16 protein-coding genes are annotated in these 16474 nt (G+C 58.5%); 4 read left to right on the forward strand and 12 right to left on the reverse strand.

The annotated features are described in order from the left end of the window. Positions 1-143: 143 nt before the first annotated feature. From LJX92_RS05560 to LJX92_RS05595, 8 genes are all read right to left on the reverse strand, one after another. Positions 144-878: an amino acid ABC transporter ATP-binding protein gene (locus tag LJX92_RS05560; RefSeq protein ID WP_003188952.1), complete on the reverse strand. Its 735-nt coding sequence runs from the start codon at positions 876-878 to the stop codon at positions 144-146. After that, entirely contained in the window at positions 875-1546 is a 672-nt protein-coding gene (locus tag LJX92_RS05565; protein ID WP_003188954.1) for an amino acid ABC transporter permease, read from the reverse strand. Before LJX92_RS05565 ends, LJX92_RS05560 begins: the two co-directional genes overlap by 4 nt. After that, positions 1546-2292 (reverse strand): amino acid ABC transporter permease, encoded by a 747-nt coding sequence (locus LJX92_RS05570; RefSeq protein ID WP_003188956.1) that lies wholly within the window; start codon positions 2290-2292, stop codon positions 1546-1548. Before LJX92_RS05570 ends, LJX92_RS05565 begins: the two co-directional genes overlap by 1 nt. Positions 2293-2485: 193 nt before the next feature. After that, positions 2486-3412, reverse strand: a complete 927-nt coding sequence (locus tag LJX92_RS05575) for a glutamate/aspartate ABC transporter substrate-binding protein (RefSeq protein ID WP_005785249.1) — start codon at positions 3410-3412, stop codon at positions 2486-2488. Between the two features lie 361 nt (positions 3413-3773). Then, the gene (gene glpD / locus LJX92_RS05580) at positions 3774-5312 is read right to left on the reverse strand and encodes a glycerol-3-phosphate dehydrogenase (protein WP_228309395.1); all 1539 of its coding nucleotides are present in this window, start codon (positions 5310-5312) and stop codon (positions 3774-3776) included. Positions 5313-5588: 276 nt separating this feature from the next. Then, on the reverse strand, positions 5589-6344 hold the full coding sequence (locus tag LJX92_RS05585; RefSeq protein WP_003188962.1) for a DeoR/GlpR family transcriptional regulator: 756 nt from the start codon (positions 6342-6344) through the stop codon (positions 5589-5591). A gap of 73 nt (positions 6345-6417) precedes the next feature. Further along, positions 6418-7923: a glycerol kinase GlpK gene (glpK, locus tag LJX92_RS05590; protein WP_005785253.1), complete on the reverse strand. Its 1506-nt coding sequence runs from the start codon at positions 7921-7923 to the stop codon at positions 6418-6420. 76 nt (positions 7924-7999) lie between these two features. After that, positions 8000-8854, reverse strand: coding sequence for an MIP/aquaporin family protein (locus LJX92_RS05595; RefSeq protein ID WP_032877537.1), 855 nt, complete (start codon positions 8852-8854; stop codon positions 8000-8002). A gap of 327 nt (positions 8855-9181) precedes the next feature. Between LJX92_RS05595 and ybaK the strand changes: the two genes are divergently transcribed. Next, a complete protein-coding gene (gene ybaK, locus LJX92_RS05600; RefSeq protein ID WP_005785257.1) occupies positions 9182-9652 on the forward strand; it encodes a Cys-tRNA(Pro) deacylase in 471 nt (156 codons plus the stop codon). 62 nt (positions 9653-9714) lie between these two features. On the opposite strand, the gene LJX92_RS05605 is transcribed toward ybaK, so the two are convergent. Together LJX92_RS05605 and argF are read right to left on the reverse strand one after the other, a co-directional pair. Next, complete coding sequence (locus tag LJX92_RS05605; RefSeq protein ID WP_078820412.1) at positions 9715-10758, reverse strand: ABC transporter ATP-binding protein; 1044 nt, start codon at positions 10756-10758, stop codon at positions 9715-9717. Further along, positions 10755-11675 (reverse strand): ornithine carbamoyltransferase, encoded by a 921-nt coding sequence (gene argF / locus LJX92_RS05610; protein WP_057701405.1) that lies wholly within the window; start codon positions 11673-11675, stop codon positions 10755-10757. The genes LJX92_RS05605 and argF overlap by 4 nt, the downstream gene beginning before the upstream one ends. A 433-nt stretch (positions 11676-12108) precedes the next feature. Between argF and LJX92_RS05615 the strand changes: the two genes are divergently transcribed. Continuing rightward, positions 12109-14217: a molybdopterin oxidoreductase family protein gene (locus LJX92_RS05615; RefSeq protein ID WP_032877531.1), complete on the forward strand. Its 2109-nt coding sequence runs from the start codon at positions 12109-12111 to the stop codon at positions 14215-14217. 86 nt (positions 14218-14303) lie between these two features. Continuing rightward, complete coding sequence (gene grxD, locus LJX92_RS05620) at positions 14304-14642, forward strand: Grx4 family monothiol glutaredoxin (protein ID WP_005785264.1); 339 nt, start codon at positions 14304-14306, stop codon at positions 14640-14642. Between the two features lie 61 nt (positions 14643-14703). Here the strand turns inward: grxD and bfr are convergent, their stop codons facing one another. Both bfr and LJX92_RS05630 read right to left on the reverse strand, forming a co-directional pair. Beyond that, positions 14704-15174 (reverse strand): bacterioferritin, encoded by a 471-nt coding sequence (gene bfr, locus LJX92_RS05625; RefSeq protein WP_005785266.1) that lies wholly within the window; start codon positions 15172-15174, stop codon positions 14704-14706. Positions 15175-15374: 200 nt separating this feature from the next. Then, positions 15375-15593, reverse strand: coding sequence for a bacterioferritin-associated ferredoxin (locus tag LJX92_RS05630; protein WP_005785268.1), 219 nt, complete (start codon positions 15591-15593; stop codon positions 15375-15377). Between the two features lie 244 nt (positions 15594-15837). Between LJX92_RS05630 and LJX92_RS05635 the strand changes: the two genes are divergently transcribed. Continuing rightward, positions 15838-16440 carry a peroxiredoxin gene (locus tag LJX92_RS05635; RefSeq protein ID WP_003172097.1) on the forward strand — a complete coding sequence of 201 codons (603 nt, stop codon included), beginning with the start codon at positions 15838-15840 and terminating at the stop codon, positions 16438-16440. Positions 16441-16474: the final 34 nt, after the last annotated feature.

Raw genomic sequence — 16474 nt, forward strand, 5'->3', positions numbered from 1 at the left:
GCCAGCCTGTGCGATCCAGTGTGGGAGGGGGCTTGCCCCCGATAGCAGTGTGTCAGTCGATACATCTGTGACTGATCCACCGCTATCGGGGGCAAGCCCCCTCCCACATTGGCCATATTCCTACAGTGGGAGCTGTTTAGTACTTAGTGCTGCAGGATTTTCTCAAGGAAGTGCTGCGCACGTTCGGAGCGTGCGCTGATGTCGCCGAAGAACTCTTCTTTCGGGCAGTCTTCGATGATCTTGCCGGCGTCCATGAAGATCACGCGGTCGGCCACTTTGCGGGCGAAGCCCATTTCGTGGGTCACGCACATCATGGTCATGCCTTCATGGGCCAGTTGCACCATCACGTCGAGCACTTCGTTGACCATTTCCGGGTCCAGCGCCGAGGTCGGCTCGTCGAACAGCATGACGATCGGGTCCATGGCCAGGGCGCGGGCAATCGCCACACGTTGCTGCTGGCCGCCGGAGAGCTGGCCAGGATGCTTGTGGGCGTGTGCCGACAAGCCCACGCGGTCGAGCAGTTGCAGGCCCTTCTTGGTGGCTTCTTCCTTGCTGCGGCCCAGCACCTTGATCTGCGCGATGGTCAGGTTTTCAGTGATAGTCAGGTGCGGGAACAGCTCGAAGTGCTGGAACACCATGCCAACGCGTGAACGCAGTTTTGGCAGGTTGGTCTTCGGGTCGGCGATGGAGGTGCCATCGACCACAATGTCGCCCTTCTGGAACGGTTCCAGCGCGTTGACGCACTTGATCAGGGTGGACTTGCCCGAGCCGGAGGGCCCGCACACCACGATCACTTCGCCTTTTTTAACCTCGGTGCTGCAATCGGTCAGCACCTGGAAGTCGCCATACCACTTGTTGATGTTCTTGATAGAGATCATACGGCAAACCTTTTTTGCAGACGCTTGACCAGCAGCGAGGCGGAAAAGCTGATGATGAAGTAGACGACACCGGCAAAGATCAGGAACTCATTGGAGCGGCCGATGATGTCGCCGTTGGAGCGGGCGGAGTTGAGGAAGTCCACCAGGCCCACGGTGTAGACCAGGGAGGTGTCCTGGAACAGGATGATCGACTGTTGCAGCAGCAACGGCGTCATCTTGCGGAACGCCTGGGGCAGGATGATCAGACGCATGGTCTGGCCGTAGGTCATGCCCATCGCTTGTGCCGCTGCCATCTGGCCCTTGGGGATCGACTGCACGCCGGCCCGCACGATTTCGCAGAAGTACGCAGCCTCGAACATCATGAATGCCACGACGCAGGAAGTGAACGCACCGATCGGCGTGTCTTCGCCGGTGATCCAGCGCAGTACGAACGGCACCGCCAGGTAGAACCAGGTGATCACCAGCAGCAGCGGGATCGAGCGGAAGTAGTTCACATAGGCGCCGGCCACACGCGACAGCAGTTTATTGGACGACAAGCGCATCAGGGCCAGGATGGTCCCGATGATGATGCCGCCGACCACGCCCATGACCATCAGCTTCAAGGTCATGACCATGCCGTTCCACAGGCCCGGGATGGCGGGGATGATGCCGCTGAAATCGAAGTCCATTATTTACCCCCCACGGAGATCAGGCCGGGCACTGCGACTTTCTTCTCCACTACGCGCATCAGCAGCATCAGGCTCATGTTCAGGGTGAAGTAGATCAGCGTGGCCAGGGTGAAGGCTTCAAACAGGTTGGCCGAAAACTCGGCGGTCTGTTTGGTTTGCGCCAGCAGTTCCATCAAGCCGATCAAGGACGCCACGGAGGAGTTCTTGAACACGTTGAGGAATTCGGAGGTAAGCGGTGGAATGATGATGCGATACGCCTGGGGCAGCAGCACGTTCCAGTAGATCTGCGGCAGCTTGAAGCCCATGGCGCGCGCGGCGGATTCCTGGCCACGTGGCAGCGCCTGGATGCCTGTACGTACTTGCTCACACACACGGGCGGCGGTGAACAGGCCCAGGCACACCACAACGCTCAGGTAGGCCGAGGTGGTCGGGTTCAGGTCTTGTTTGTACCAGTCCTGCAGGTTTTGCGGCAGCATGTCCGGTACCAGGAAGTACCAGATGAACAGCTGAACCAGCAGCGGCACGTTACGAAACAGTTCTACGTAGCAGGTCGCAATGCCCGACACGAGGCGGTTTGGCACCGTGCGCATGACCCCCAGAATGGAGCCCAGCAGCAAGGCGATAATCCATGCCACGATGGCGATGGCGATGGTCCAGCCCAGCCCGGAGAGGTACCAGTCGAGATAAGTCTCGCTGCCCACGCCGGTGGACTTGAAGAACACGCCCCAGTCCCAGTTGTAATTCATTAGGGTCTCCCCTCGAGATCGATCGATGTACAAGCACCCGCTTGGGAAGATCCTTTTCCGCCCGACAATGAATGCCAGGCACACGCGATCGGCTCGAAAACCGCCAGGTCGAGTGTTCCAAGTTGAAGCTAGCAGGTAATTACAGACGCCTGAGGGAGGGTTGGCTCCCTCAGGAGATAAGCTTAGTCAGGTATCAGATTTTTACTTCTGGCGCTGGTTTGTCGCTTGGGTTGGCGATCAGCTCCTTGACCTTGTCGCTCATCGGGAAGTTCAGGTTCAGGCCCTTCGGTGGGATTGGGCTTTCGAACCATTTGGCGTAGATCTTGTTGATCTCGCCGGACTTGTACAGGGCGACAATGGCGTCATCCACGGCTTTCTTGAAGTCCGGGTCGCCTTTGCGAACCATGCAAGCATAGGCTTCGAAGGACTGCGGAGTGCCGGTGATAACCCAGTCATCCGGCTTCTTGGCCTTGGCTTCTTCACCGGCCAGCAGCGCGTCGTCCATCATGAACGCAACGGCACGGCCGCTTTCGAGCATCTGGAAGGATTCGCCGTGGTCTTTGGCAGAGATAACGTTCATGCCCATCTGCTTGTCGGCGTTCATCGCCTTGATGATGCGCTCGGACGTGGTGCCGGCGGTGGTCACGACGTTCTTGCCTTTGAGGTCGGCAAAGTCAGCGTAGGACGGCTTGCCTTCCTTGTCTTTCTTGACCAGCAGGCGGGTGCCGATTTCGAAGATGTTGACGGTGAAGTCGACTTGCTGGGCGCGTTCGGCGTTGTTGGTGGTGGAGCCGCACTCCAGATCCGCGGTGCCGTTCTGGATCAACGGGATACGGGTTTGCGAGGTCACCAGGTTGTATTTGGCTTTCAGGTCGGGTTTGTTCAGGTCTTTTTTCAGTTGTTCAACGACGGCCAACTGAATGTCGTGGGAGTAGCCCACGGGTTTGCCCGAACCATCCGCAATGTAGGAAAACGGAATAGAGCTGTCGCGGTGAGCGAGAGTGATGGTGCCGGAGTCGTTGATTTTCTTCAGCGTGCCGGTGAGTTCTGCGGCGAAAACTGGAGTGCTGATCAGAGCAGCAGCGATAGCTGCGCCCAGGATATGGGGAACGATACGCATCAATACTTCCTCGACATTTGTTTTTTTTATGAAGCCAGGTGAACGGCTCTCTTGTATAGCGAATGCCCGTGACGGCTCCTAAGGCGCCTCAGGTAATCGTCAGAGAGTGTAGAGCATGAGTCGTGCCATACCGAAAATAAAAGGGTAACTACATGATTTATATGGATATTAACTTTTTGTTTCGGCGATATTTTCAGGCGGAGGTCCGGCAAACCGAATAGGGTGGAGGGGTGTGTTCGGAAAACCGAATAGTCCGTAGGGGCGAGCTTGCTCGCGAAAAACGCAAAAACGCCGCGTTTATGCTGAATAAACGCGCGCTCTCAGGTTTTTCGCGAGCAAGCTCGCTCCTACAATTGGGCGGTCAGGCCGCTTCGATCTTGCTGCGGCTCTGCTCGACCTTGGACAGGTAACGCTGCAGGTTTTCCTGCTCCTGAGGTGTGGTGAACAGGCCAAGCTTGGTACGGCGCCACAGCACGTCCTGCGGTTGGGTCACCCACTCTTCGGCGCACAGGTAGTCGACTTCGCGGGTATACAGGCCGCCACCCAGGTGGTCACCGAGGTCGGCCAGCGATTGCACGCCTTCCAATAGGCGCCAGGTGCGGCTGCCATAAGTGGTGGACCAGCGACGGGCGATCTCGCTCGGCACCCAGTCGAACTTGTTGCGGATGGATTCGGCCAGCGCTTCAGGCGTGCTCATGTTTTCGCCGCCGGGCAGGCTGGCGGTGGCGGTCCAGCTTGGGCGCATCTGGGTAAAGTACGGCGCCAGTTGGGCCATGGCCGATTCGGCCAGCTTGCGATAGGTGGTCAGCTTGCCGCCGAATACCGACAGGATCGGCGCTTCGCCGGAGCCGCCGGACAGCGACAGGGTGTAGTCACGCGTAATGGCCGATGGGTTGTCCGACTCGTCATTGCACAGTGGGCGCACGCCGGAATACGTGTGGACGATATCCTCGCGGCTCAGCTGCTTCTTGAAGTGCGCGTTGACCACTTTGAGCATGTAGTCGGTTTCACCTTCGGTAATCGCTACTTTAGCCGGGTCGCCCGTGTATTCGCGGTCGGTGGTGCCGATGATGGTCAGGTGGTTCAGGTACGGAATGGTGAAGACGATGCGTTGGTCTTCGTTCTGCAGGATATGCGCGTGGGCGCCCTCGTACAGTCTTGGCACGATCAGGTGGCTGCCCTGGATCAAGCGGATGCCGTAAGGCGAATCCAGCTTCAGGTCGTCCCTGATGAATTTGGCTACCCACGGGCCGGCGGCATTCACCAGCGCGCGTGCGCGGATCGAGAACAGGCTGCCGTCGGCACGTTCCATGTTCATTTCCCACATGCCGTTGCTGCGCTTGGCGCTGACGCAACGGGTCTGCGTGTGGATGTGCGCGCCTTTTTCGCGGGCAGCCATGGCGTTGAGTACCACCAGGCGGGCGTCGTCGACCCAGCAGTCGGAGTATTCAAAGCCCTTGGTGATTTCGCTTTTGAGCGGGCTGTCGGCGCCGAACTTGAGGCTTTTGGAACCTGCCAGCTTTTCGCGCTTGCCCAAGTGGTCATAAAGGAACAGACCGGCACGAATCATCCACGCCGGGCGCAGGTGCGGGCGGTGTGGCAGTACGAAGCGCATTTGCTTGACGATGTGCGGGGCCTTGGCCAGCAGTACTTCACGCTCGGCGAGGGCTTCCCGCACCAGGCGGAATTCGTAATGTTCCAGATAACGCAGGCCACCGTGGATCAGCTTGCTGCTGGCCGAAGACGTGTGGCTGGCCAAGTCATCCTTTTCGCAAAGGAATACCGACAAACCGCGCCCGGCTGCGTCTGCTGCAATGCCGACGCCGTTGATCCCGCCGCCAATCACGGCAACGTCATAGACTTCGGCAAGCGGTGGAGCAGGCAAGGTGGAAGGGTTCATCGGCTAGCCTCGCGATCTTTTCGTCTTGGAATTCGAACATTAATGTTCATTTGCGAAAATGGTAGCTGATAAATGCGGGCACAGCCAGCTGACTTCGATTGAAAAAACTCATCGAAGGGCAGGAAAAGGAAAATTTGTGAACATGAGTCGGGGGAAGACTCAAGAGGTTGAGTGCTGGATAGATCGCCATCGGGAGCAAGCCCCCTCCCACTTTGGTATGTGTTCACAGCTCAAAATGTGGGAGGGGGATTGCTCCCGATGGCGGCAGTGCAGGCGCTACACGACCTCGAGCCGCACCTTATGCTCATTCAACACTTGCACCAATGCGGGCACTGGCTGTTGATCAGTCACTAGGCAATCCACCAGGCTGATCGGCCCCAGGCGAATCATGGCATTGCGCCCGAATTTGCTGGAGTCCGCCGCCAGGATCACCTGCCGCGCATTGGCGATGATGGCCTGGGAAACCCGCACCTCCTGATAATCGAAGTCCAGCAGGCTGCCGTCCTCGTCGATCCCGCTGATACCGACCAGGGCAAAGTCGACCTTGAACTGATTGATGAAATCGACACTGGCCTGGCCCACCACGCCGCCGTCGCGGCGCACGTTGCCGCCGGTCAGCAACACATCGAAGTCGTCCTTGGCACTGAGCATGGTGGCGACGTTGAGGTTATTGGTGATGATTTTCAGGTGGCTGTGATTGAGCAGCGCACGAGCGATGGATTCGGTGGTGGTGCCGATGTTGATGAACAGCGAGGCATGATCGGGAATCTGAGCGGCGATCGCTTCGCCGATGCGTTGCTTCTCGTCACGCATCTGATCGGCCCGCATGGCGTACGCGGTGTTCTCGACACTGGAGTCATAGGCCGCGCCGCCGTGGTAGCGGCGCAGCAGATTGGCGTCCGCCAGTTGGTTGATATCGCGGCGGATGGTTTGCGGGGTGACAACGAATAGCTGCGCCATTTCCTCGATACTGACGTAGCCGCGTTCGCGGACCAGTTCGAGGATTTGTTGTTGGCGGGGAGGCAGATTCATGGGGCGTCCTTTGGGCTGCCATACAAAAGTGGCCCATGATGACGCAGGAATCCGCTCCCTGCCAGTTACAACCTTATTCAGCGCCTTCGTGCGGTTCCCAGTCACGGGTGCGGCTCACCGCTTTTTGCCAGCCGGCGTAGAGTTTCTCTTTGGCCGCTTCATCCAGCTGTGGTTCGAACTCGCGCTCGATCACCGCCTTGCCACGCAACTCCTCCAGGCTGCCCCAGAAGCCACACGCCAGGCCAGCCAGGTAGGCGGCGCCGAGGGCAGTAGTCTCGCGCATTTGTGGGCGTTCGACCTGAGTGCCGAGGATGTCGGCCTGAAATTGCATCAGGAAGTTGTTGGCGACCGCACCACCGTCCACGCGCAGGGCCTTGAGGCGTTCGCCCGAGTCCTGCTGCATGGCGTCGAGTACGTCGCGGGTCTGGTAGGCAATCGACTCCAGCGCCGCACGAATGATGTGGTCCACGCGTACGCCTCGTGTCAGGCCGAACAGCGCGCCACGGGCATACGGGTCCCAGTACGGTGCGCCCAGGCCGGTAAAGGCGGGTACCAGATACACGCCGTTGCTGTCCTTGACCTTGCCGGCGAAGTATTCGGTGTCGTGGGCGTCGTTGATGATTTTCAGTTCGTCACGCAGCCATTGCACAGTGGAGCCACCATTGAATACCGCGCCTTCCAGAGCGTAAGCCACTTCACCGCGGGGGCCGCAGGCGATGGTGGTGAGCATGCCGTGCTTGGATTTCACCGCCTTGTCGCCGGTGTTCATCAGCAGGAAGCAACCGGTGCCATAGGTGTTCTTGGCCTGGCCGGCTTCGACGCACATCTGGCCGAACAGCGCGGCCTGTTGGTCACCGGCAATACCGCCAATGGCGATGCCACTTTTGGTGCGGCCGTAGATTTCGGAGGACGACTTCACTTCGGGGAGCATTTCCCGCGGGATGTCGAGAATCTCCAGCATCTTCGCATCCCACTCCAGTGTGTGGATGTTAAAGAGCATGGTGCGCGACGCGTTGGTGTAGTCGGTGACGTGGGTCTTGCCGCCGGTAAATTTCCAGATCAGCCAGCTGTCGACGGTGCCGAACAACAGCTCGCCATTGCGCGCACGTTCGCGGCTGCCTTCGACGTTGTCGAGGATCCACTTGAGCTTGGTGCCGGAGAAGTACGGGTCGGTAACCAGACCGGTAGTGTCGCTGATGTACTGCTCATGGCCGTCTCGCTTGAGTTGCTGGCAAATTTCGGTGCTGCGTCGGCACTGCCAGACGATGGCGTTGTAGATCGGGCGACCGGTGATTTTATCCCAGACCACGGTGGTTTCACGCTGGTTGGTGATACCGATGGCGGCAACCTGATCATGGTGCAAACCGGCCTGGGCCAGCGCCTCTACCATCACCGCGCTTTGGGTGGCGAAGATTTCCATCGGGTCATGCTCAACCCAGCCGGCCTGCGGGTAGTGTTGGACGAATTCACGTTGCGCGGTGCACACCACGTTGGCGTCGCGATCGAAGATGATCGCCCGCGAACTGGTGGTGCCCTGATCGAGGGCAATGATGTAGTTCTTATTCTGAAGGTCGGTCATGTCAATTGCCTTGAACGAAATAAGGAAGTCAGAAATCAGCCTGGGCCGTGAAGGGCAGTGGACCAGGCTGGCGCTTTCAGGAAATACGAGTCTTGCCGTCGACAGCCGTGTCAGGTGTTTCAGCTATAGCAGGTGCTGCGCTCGGCAGGTGGCGAGCGATCAGCCCGCGATAGGCGGCAGCACCGAGGCAAGCACCGACAATCGGGGCGAATATCGGTACCAGGAAGTAAGGAATATCGCGACCGCCAGTAAAGGCCATTTCACCCCAACCGGCGAAAAAGGTCATCAGCTTGGGCCCGAAGTCCCGTGCCGGGTTCATCGCAAAGCCGGTCAGCGGGCCCATGGCGCTACCAATCACGGCGATCAATAAACCGATCAGCAGCGGGGCCAGCGGGCCGCGAGGCAGGCCGTTGTTGTCGTCGGTGAGGGCCATGATCACGCCCATCAATATTGCGGTGATGACCATTTCCACCAGGAATGCCTGGGCCGTGCTCAGCAATGCATGGGGGTAGGTGGAGAACACCGACGCCAGTTCCAGGCTGGCCTGGGAGCCACGGACCATCTGGTGGGTTTGTTCGTAATCGAAAAAAAGATTGCTGTAGAGCGTGTACACCAGTGCGGCGGAGCAGAATGCGCCGGCGACCTGGGCGAGAATATAGAAGGGCAGTTTGCGTTTTTCGAAGTCGGCAAAAAGGCACAGGGCGATACTTACCGCCGGGTTGAGGTGAGCCCCGGATATACCGGCACTCAGGTAGATCGCCATGCTGACACCGATCCCCCAGATGATGCTGATTTCCCATAACCCAAAGCTCGCACCCGCGACCTTGAGCGCAGCGACGCAACCGGTACCGAAGAAGATCAGCAGCGCAGTGCCCAGGAACTCGGCCATGCATTGGCTCGAGAGTGAAGGCTGTTGAAGAGCAGTTGTCATGGAAAACCTCAGTTGTTGTTCTTGTCTGGCGCACTGCCTCAACGGGCGGTTGCGCGATTTTCACCGTGACGAGGATCCCCATCCTTAGTCGCGGCTTACTGCTGGAGCACTGATGGACTATTCCTACAGTATTCGGAAACGAAAAAATATAGACAAGAATGACCGCTGTCAAAGGTCGAAAGTGAACCATTGGTCACTTTCGAACTATTGGTCTGGTGAATGATCACGCCCTTTATACCGAGCTTGTGACCCAGCAGTGCTTGGACTAGAGCGTTTTGCCGGCGCTTGGCCTAGAATTGGGCACCTGTTTTCCCTGCCGGAGACGCCATGACGCCCGCACTGGATTTGTTGAAAAAAGTTCGCGCCGAACATCGCATTCACAGTTATGAACATGACCCCAAGGCGGCGTCGTATGGTCTGGAAGCTGCGGAGAAATTGGGCCTCGACCCGGCGCAGGTGTTCAAGACGTTATTGGCGAGCAGCGAGAAGGGCGAATTGTTGGTGGCGGTGGTGCCGGTCGTCGGAAGTTTGGACTTGAAGGCGCTTGCCCATGCGGCTGGCGTAAAAAAGGTCGAAATGGCAGACCCGGCGGCAGCGCAGCGGTCTACTGGCTATCTGTTGGGCGGTATCAGCCCGCTGGGGCAGAAGAAGCGCTTGCGCACGTTTATCGACGAAACTGCGCAACCCTTTGCAACGATTTTTGTCAGTGCCGGGAGGCGAGGGCTGGAGGTGGAATTGCCCGCCGCGGTGCTGGCTGAACATACCCAAGCCAAATTCGCGGCCATCGGCCGGGCCTGATGATCAGCCGTGTGGAGATCTAATGGGGGAGGGGGCTTGCCCACTCCCACATGTATAACCGCTTACGCCTGGAACAGCACCAGATGCTCGGCCGCCACTCGAATCCCCACGTCCGTCCCCACCTGTTGATCAACATGGCTGGGGAAAATCGATTCCAGCTGAGCGCCCGTTGGCAGTTGCAACCGGTACAAGGTCGAGGCGCCCTGGAACGTCTTGCCGACGATCCGGGCTTTCAATGCGCTGTCCGGTGCGTAGACGATGTCGTCCGGGCGTAGCAATACATCCACCGCGCCACCTGTGGGCCAGGTATAGGCGCGATTGCCGCGCAGGTCTCCCAGTTCGGTGCTCACTGACTCCGGTGAGTTCAAGCGACCTCGAATGAAGTAACCCTGCCCGATAAAGCTGGCGACATAGGGCGTCTGCGGTTCGTGGTAAAGGTTGTAGGGCGTGTCCCATTGCTCCAGACGACCTTCCTTGAACACGCCGACATGGTCGCTGACCGCGAAGGCTTCTTCCTGGTCGTGGGTCACCAGGATCGCACTGGTGCCGCGTGCCTTGAGGATGTCGCGCACTTCATGGCTGAGCTTGCGGCGCAATTCGCCATCGAGGTTGGAAAAGGGTTCATCCAATAGCAACAGTTGCGGCTCTGGCGCCAGGGCGCGGGCGAGGGCGACGCGTTGTTGCTGGCCACCGGAAAGCTCATGAGGGAAGCGCTTGCCCAGATTCTTGAGGTTGACCAGTTCCAGCAGCTCGGCGACCACACGATCCTTTTGCGGATGTTTGCGAATACCAAAGACGATGTTGTCTGCCACGCTCAAATGCGGGAACAGTGCGTAGTCCTGGAACACCATGCCAATACGCCGTTTCTCCGGTGCCAGGGTAAAACCTGCACTGGAGATGACTTCGCCCGCCAAGCTGATTTCGCCTTCGTGTACCGGTTCAAAGCCGGCAATGGCGCGCAAGGTGGTGGTCTTGCCGCAACCGGACGAGCCAAGCAGGCAACCGATGTCGCCGGCATTGAGGTGCAGGTTGAGGTTCTGCACCACCCGTTGATCTTGATAGCCGCATGCCAGATTGCGCAGGTTCAGCAGTAATGGCTGGCTCATGCGTGGTGGTACGACGGTGGGACGAGAAACTCGAGCAAGGCTTTTTGCGCATGCAGGCGGTTTTCGGCCTGGTCCCAGGCGACAGAGCGTGGGTCATCGAGCAGGTCGAGGCTGATTTCCTCACCTCGGTGAGCAGGCAGGCAGTGCATGAACAGTACGTCCGGCGCTGCGGTATCGAGCAGGGCACGTGTCACCTGGAAAGGTGCGAACTGGGCCAGGCGCTTGGCCGTTTCGTCTTCCTGGCCCATAGAGGTCCAGACGTCGGTGCTGACCAGGTGTGCGCCGACCACCGCATCCTTCGGATCACGCAGCAACTGCACGCGGCCATCGGCCTTGGCCATGAACTCGGCGCTCGGCTCGTAGCCTTCAGGGCAAGCGATACGCAGGTGGAAGTCGAACTGGATCGCCGCTTCTATATAGCTGTTGCACATGTTGTTGCCGTCACCGATCCAGGCCACGGTCTTGCCCTGGATCGAACCGCGGTGTTCGAGGAAGGTTTGCATGTCGGCCAGCAACTGGCAGGGGTGCAGGTCGTCGGACAGCCCGTTGATCACCGGCACGCGCGAGTTGGCGGCAAATTCGGTCAGGGTGCTGTGGGCGAAGGTACGGATCATTACGGCATCGAGCATCCGCGACATAACGATGGCGCAATCGCTGATCGGCTCGCCACGGCCCAGTTGGGTATCACGCGGGGACAGGAAGATCGCCTGGCCACCCAGCTGGATCATGCCGGCTTCGAAAGACAGGCGTGTACGAGTCGAGGACTTCTCGAAGATCATCCCCAGTACACGGTTTTTCAAGGGCTCAAACAGTACGCCGCGGTTACGCAGGTCTTTAAGCTCAATGCCTCGACGGATCACGCTGACCAGCTCTTCGGGCGTGCAATCCATCAGGGAGAGAAAGTGCCTTGCGCTCATCATTAACTACCTTTTTGCAACAGACCGCAGATACTCAAAGCCTTGTTTATTGTGACAACGGGCGAGACCTGCGGCGAAAGCCGCACGGGGCGACGAAATAGGGGAAGGCGCGATATTGACATTAAATGTCGCGTCTTACCAATAGGGCTACGGTTTTTAAGAGTGTTCAAGCAGGGCGCTGACGCGCGTTTGAAGACGATTTCCTGACAGCAGCGGGCCATTTGTACACTGGCGCCGCGACCTTTTGCAATGCGCGGGGGCGGGCCCAGGCCAGGTTGTGTCGGTTTTAGTCGGTGCGCGGGAGGCTTCTGAAACATTTGCTCATGGTTAGCCATGCCTTTGCCTATGCCCGTCGATTCACAGCGCGAAGGTTGCTGGCGCCCTGGGCGGTCGCGGGCCATAGTTGGCCAAAGCCCTTATAAAGAGACTGGCCATGACCAAGACTCTCCATCACCGTGCCTGCCACCTGTGCGAAGCCATCTGCGGCCTGACCCTGGAAACGACTCAAGCCGAAGACGGTCGCCTGGCGATCACCTCGATCAAGGGCGACCCCCTGGACAGCTTCAGCCGCGGACACATCTGCCCCAAGGCGGTAGCGCTGCAGGATATCCAGAATGACCCGGACCGCCTCCACCAGCCCATGCTACGGGTTGGTAACGAATGGCAGCCGATCTCATGGGAAAGTGCCTTTGCGCTTGTAGCCGAACGCCTTGCGGGTATCCAGGCCCGGCATGGCCAGAACGCGGTGGCGGTTTACCAAGGCAACCCCAGCGTGCACAACTATGGGCTGATGACGCACAGCAATTATTTTCTTGGCCTTTTGAAGACGCGCAACCGGTTCTCTGCAACCTCCGTCGACCAGTTGCCCCACCATCTGACCAGTCACCTGATGTACGGCCATGGCTTGCTGCTGCCGATCCCGGACATCGACCACACCGACTTCATGCTGATTCTGGGTGGCAACCCGCTGGCGTCCAATGGCAGCATCATGACCGTGCCCGATGTGGAGAAACGCCTCAAAGCCATCCAGGCACGGGGCGGTAAAGTGGTGGTGGTCGACCCTCGACGCAGCGAGACGGCGGCGATTGCCGATCAGCATTTGTTCGTACGCCCCGGCGGTGATGCGGCGTTGTTGTTCGGGGTGCTCAACACCCTGTTTGCTGAAGGGCTGACCCGCGCCAGCCATTTGCCGGTTGAAGGCCTGGACGACGTACGCCGGGAGATCGCCAACTTTAGCGCCGAGGCCATGAGCCGCCAATGTGCAGTGCCTGCCGAGCAGATCCGTCAATTGGCGCGAGATTTTGCGGCCGCCGATAAAGCGGTGTGCTACGGACGCATGGGCGTCTCGACCCAGGCGTTCGGCACGTTGTGTCATTGGCTGGTGCAGTTGATCAACCTGGTGACCGGCAACCTGGATCGGGTGGGAGGTGCGTTGTGCACCACACCAGCGGTGGACCTGGTGGCGTCGACTGGCGGTGGGCATTTCAATCGCTGGCAGAGCCGCGTGTCCGGGCGTCCCGAGTACGGCGGGGAACTGCCGGTGTCAGCCTTGGCCGAAGAAATGCTCACCGAAGGTGAAGGGCAAATCCGTGCCCTGGTGACGGTGGCCGGCAACCCGGTCCTGTCGACGCCCAATGGCCGTCAACTGGAGCAGGCGCTGGATGGGTTGGAGTTCATGGTCAGTGTCGATCTCTACATCAACGAAACCACGCGTTATGCCGACCTGATCCTGCCGTCCACATCGGCATTGGAAAATGACCACTACGACACCACCTTCAACATGTTCGCGGTGCGCAACGTCACGCGCTTCAACCGCGCGATCCTGCCCAAACCCGCAGGCGCGCTGCACGATTGGGAAATTTTCGTCGGCTTGGCCAAAGCCTTTGCGGCGCAGACCGGCGTGTCACTCAAACCCACAATGCCGCCCGCGCAAATGATCGATTTCGGGCTGCGCGCCGGCACTTATGGTGATGCGTCTGTACATAAGCTGTCGGTGGCGATGCTGGCCGATCACCCCCACGGCGTAGACCTGGGCCCGCTCCAGCCAAACCTGGGCGCGCGGCTGAAAACCGCCGATGGCAAGGTGCAGGCGGCACCGCCGGTGATCCTGGCGGACCTGTCGCGTTTTGCCGCGCAACCGGTGCCTGCGGTGGACGAACTGCTGCTGATTGGTCGCCGTCATGTGCGCAGCAATAATTCGTGGATGCATAACTATCACCGGCTGGTGAAGGGCAAGCCGCGCCATCAACTGTTGATGCACCCCGACGATCTGGCCAGTCGGCAGTTGAGCGATGGCCAGCGAGTGCGAGTGAGTTCGCGCATCGGCATGATCGAAGTGGAAGTCGTGGCCAGCACGGACATGATGCCGGGTGTGGTCAGCCTGCCTCACGGTTGGGGTCATGATCGTCCGGGCGTGCAGATGAGCATCGCAAGCGGCCAGCCGGGTGCGAGTGCGAATGACTTGACCGACGAGCGGCAACTGGATGAGTTATCGGGTAATGCGGCGCTCAATGGGGTGCCGGTGCAAGTGGCGGCTGCGTGAGGTGCCCGAGCACTGCGCTGGGATTTTGCGTTACAATGCGCCACCGTGCCGACCTGTGAGTCGCAAAGTTCCAGCCGAGGTGTTCCATGGATATCATCGAAACGATCAAAGACCAGATTGCCAACAACACCATTCTGCTCTACATGAAGGGCGCGCCTAACGCTCCTCAGTGCGGTTTTTCCGCAAAAGCCTCCCAGGCCATCATGGCGTGTGGCGAGAAGTTCGCCTACGTGGATATCCTGCAGAATCCGGAAATTCGCGCCAACCTGCCTAAATACGCTAACTGGCCGACTTTCCCGCAACTGTGGGTAGCCGGTGAGCTGGTTGGCGGCAGCGATATCATCACTGAAATGGCAGCCGATGGTTCGCTGCAAGCGCTGATCAAAGACGCAGCGGAAAAAGCGGCAGCCAAGACTGAAGCTTGATTGACCTGCAATAAAAAGCCCCGCTTCTCTGACGAGAGCGGGGCTTTTTTGTATGTAGGGGTTATTCACCCATCTGCGATTGCAGGTAGTTCTCCAGGCTGACCTTGTCTATCAGGCCCAACTGGGTTTCCAGCCAGTCGATATGCTCTTCCTGGTCTTCCAGGATGTCTTCCAGCAGCTCACGGCTGCCGAAATCGCCTTTGGTCTCACAGTGGGCAATCGCTGCCTTGATGTCGCTGTGGCTTTTGCGCTCAAAGCCCAGGTCACTGCCGATCATTTCCTGAGTGTGCTCGCCGATGTTCAGCTTGCCCAGGTCCTGCACGTTCGGCAGACCTTCCAGGAACAGGATGCGCTTGATCAGCGCGTCGGCGTCCTTCATGGCCTTGATCGATTCTTTGTATTCACGCTTGCCGAGCTTTTCCAGGCCCCAATCGTCGTACATGCGCGCATGCAGGAAGTACTGATTGATCGCGACCAGTTCATTGGCAAGGATTTTGTTGAGTTGCTGGATGACTGAGATGTCGCCTTTCATGACTGGGGTCCTGCCCTGTAATAGCTGTGTATAAGGGGGAGTCTGAGCGGTGAAAATCCCAGTGTCAAACCTAAGTTATTGAATAATAAATGAAAATTAATCGGAATAAGAATGTTTGTGTTCCGCGTCTTGGCGCTAACTAATTGAATTACAGGCATAAAAAAACCGGACACAAGGTCCGGCTCTTTAAAACATGCCTATCAGGCGTGTGTAAATTCTGTCGAGTAGGGGATCGCGGCCTGGGCTGTTTGCAGCTGCGTCAGGGTTTCCCGTACCACTTGCTTGGCGAGGCAGGCGCATTTGCCGCACTGGCTGGCAACGCCCGTGGTTTCACGCACTTCTTTGTAGCTGCAGCAACCTTCGTAGATCGCTTCGCGGATTTGTCCGTCGGTGACGCCAGTGCAGAGGCAGACATACATAAGTGAGAACCGTCGCGGGTTTATGGCTTAAGTGCGATGGATCTTAATGTTAACGAGAATGATTGTCAAAATAGTTTCAGCAGCAATCCGAGAGGAATTGCCCGTGCGCTGACGAACGGTTTTTTCGGTGTATGATGGTCGGTCTTCACGAAGCGTGATTGCGTCATATTTCTGTCTGCTTCCACAGGCAGACTCGACCGGTCCTTTTACTTCAATCGTCACCCCCTATATCAGGAGATATCCAATGAGCGTACTCGTCGGTAAACAAGCCCCGGATTTTGACGTTCCAGCCGTCCTCGGCAATGGCGAAATCGTAGACAGCTTCAAACTGTCTGAAGCCATCAAAGGCAAATACGGCCTGGTATTCTTCTACCCGCTGGACTTCACTTTCGTCTGCCCTTCGGAGCTGATCGCCCTGGACCACCGCATGGACGATTTCAAGGCGCGCAACGTAGAAGTGGTTGCCGTGTCCATCGACTCCCATTTCACCCACAACGCCTGGCGCAACACCGCCATCAACGACGGCGGCATCGGCAAAGTCAAATACACCATGGCTGCCGACATGAAGCACGACATCGCCAAGGCCTACGACGTTGAGTCTGAAGGCGGCGTCGCTTTCCGTGGCGCGTTCCTGATCGACGACAAGGGCGTCGTGCGTTCGCAGATCATCAACGACCTGCCGCTGGGCCGTAACATGGAAGAGCTGATCCGCCTGGTTGACGCCCTGCAATTCCACGAAGAGCACGGTGAAGTCTGCCCTGCCAACTGGAAAAAAGGCGACAAAGGCATGAACGCTTCGCCAGAAGGCGTTGCCGCTTACCTGACCGAGAACGCCGGCAAGCTGTAAGCCTGCGTCGAGGTACAAAAAAACCGGCCTGAAA

Source organism: Pseudomonas sp. HN8-3 (assembly GCF_020790195.1).
Lineage (GTDB): Bacteria > Pseudomonadota > Gammaproteobacteria > Pseudomonadales > Pseudomonadaceae > Aquipseudomonas > Aquipseudomonas synxantha_A.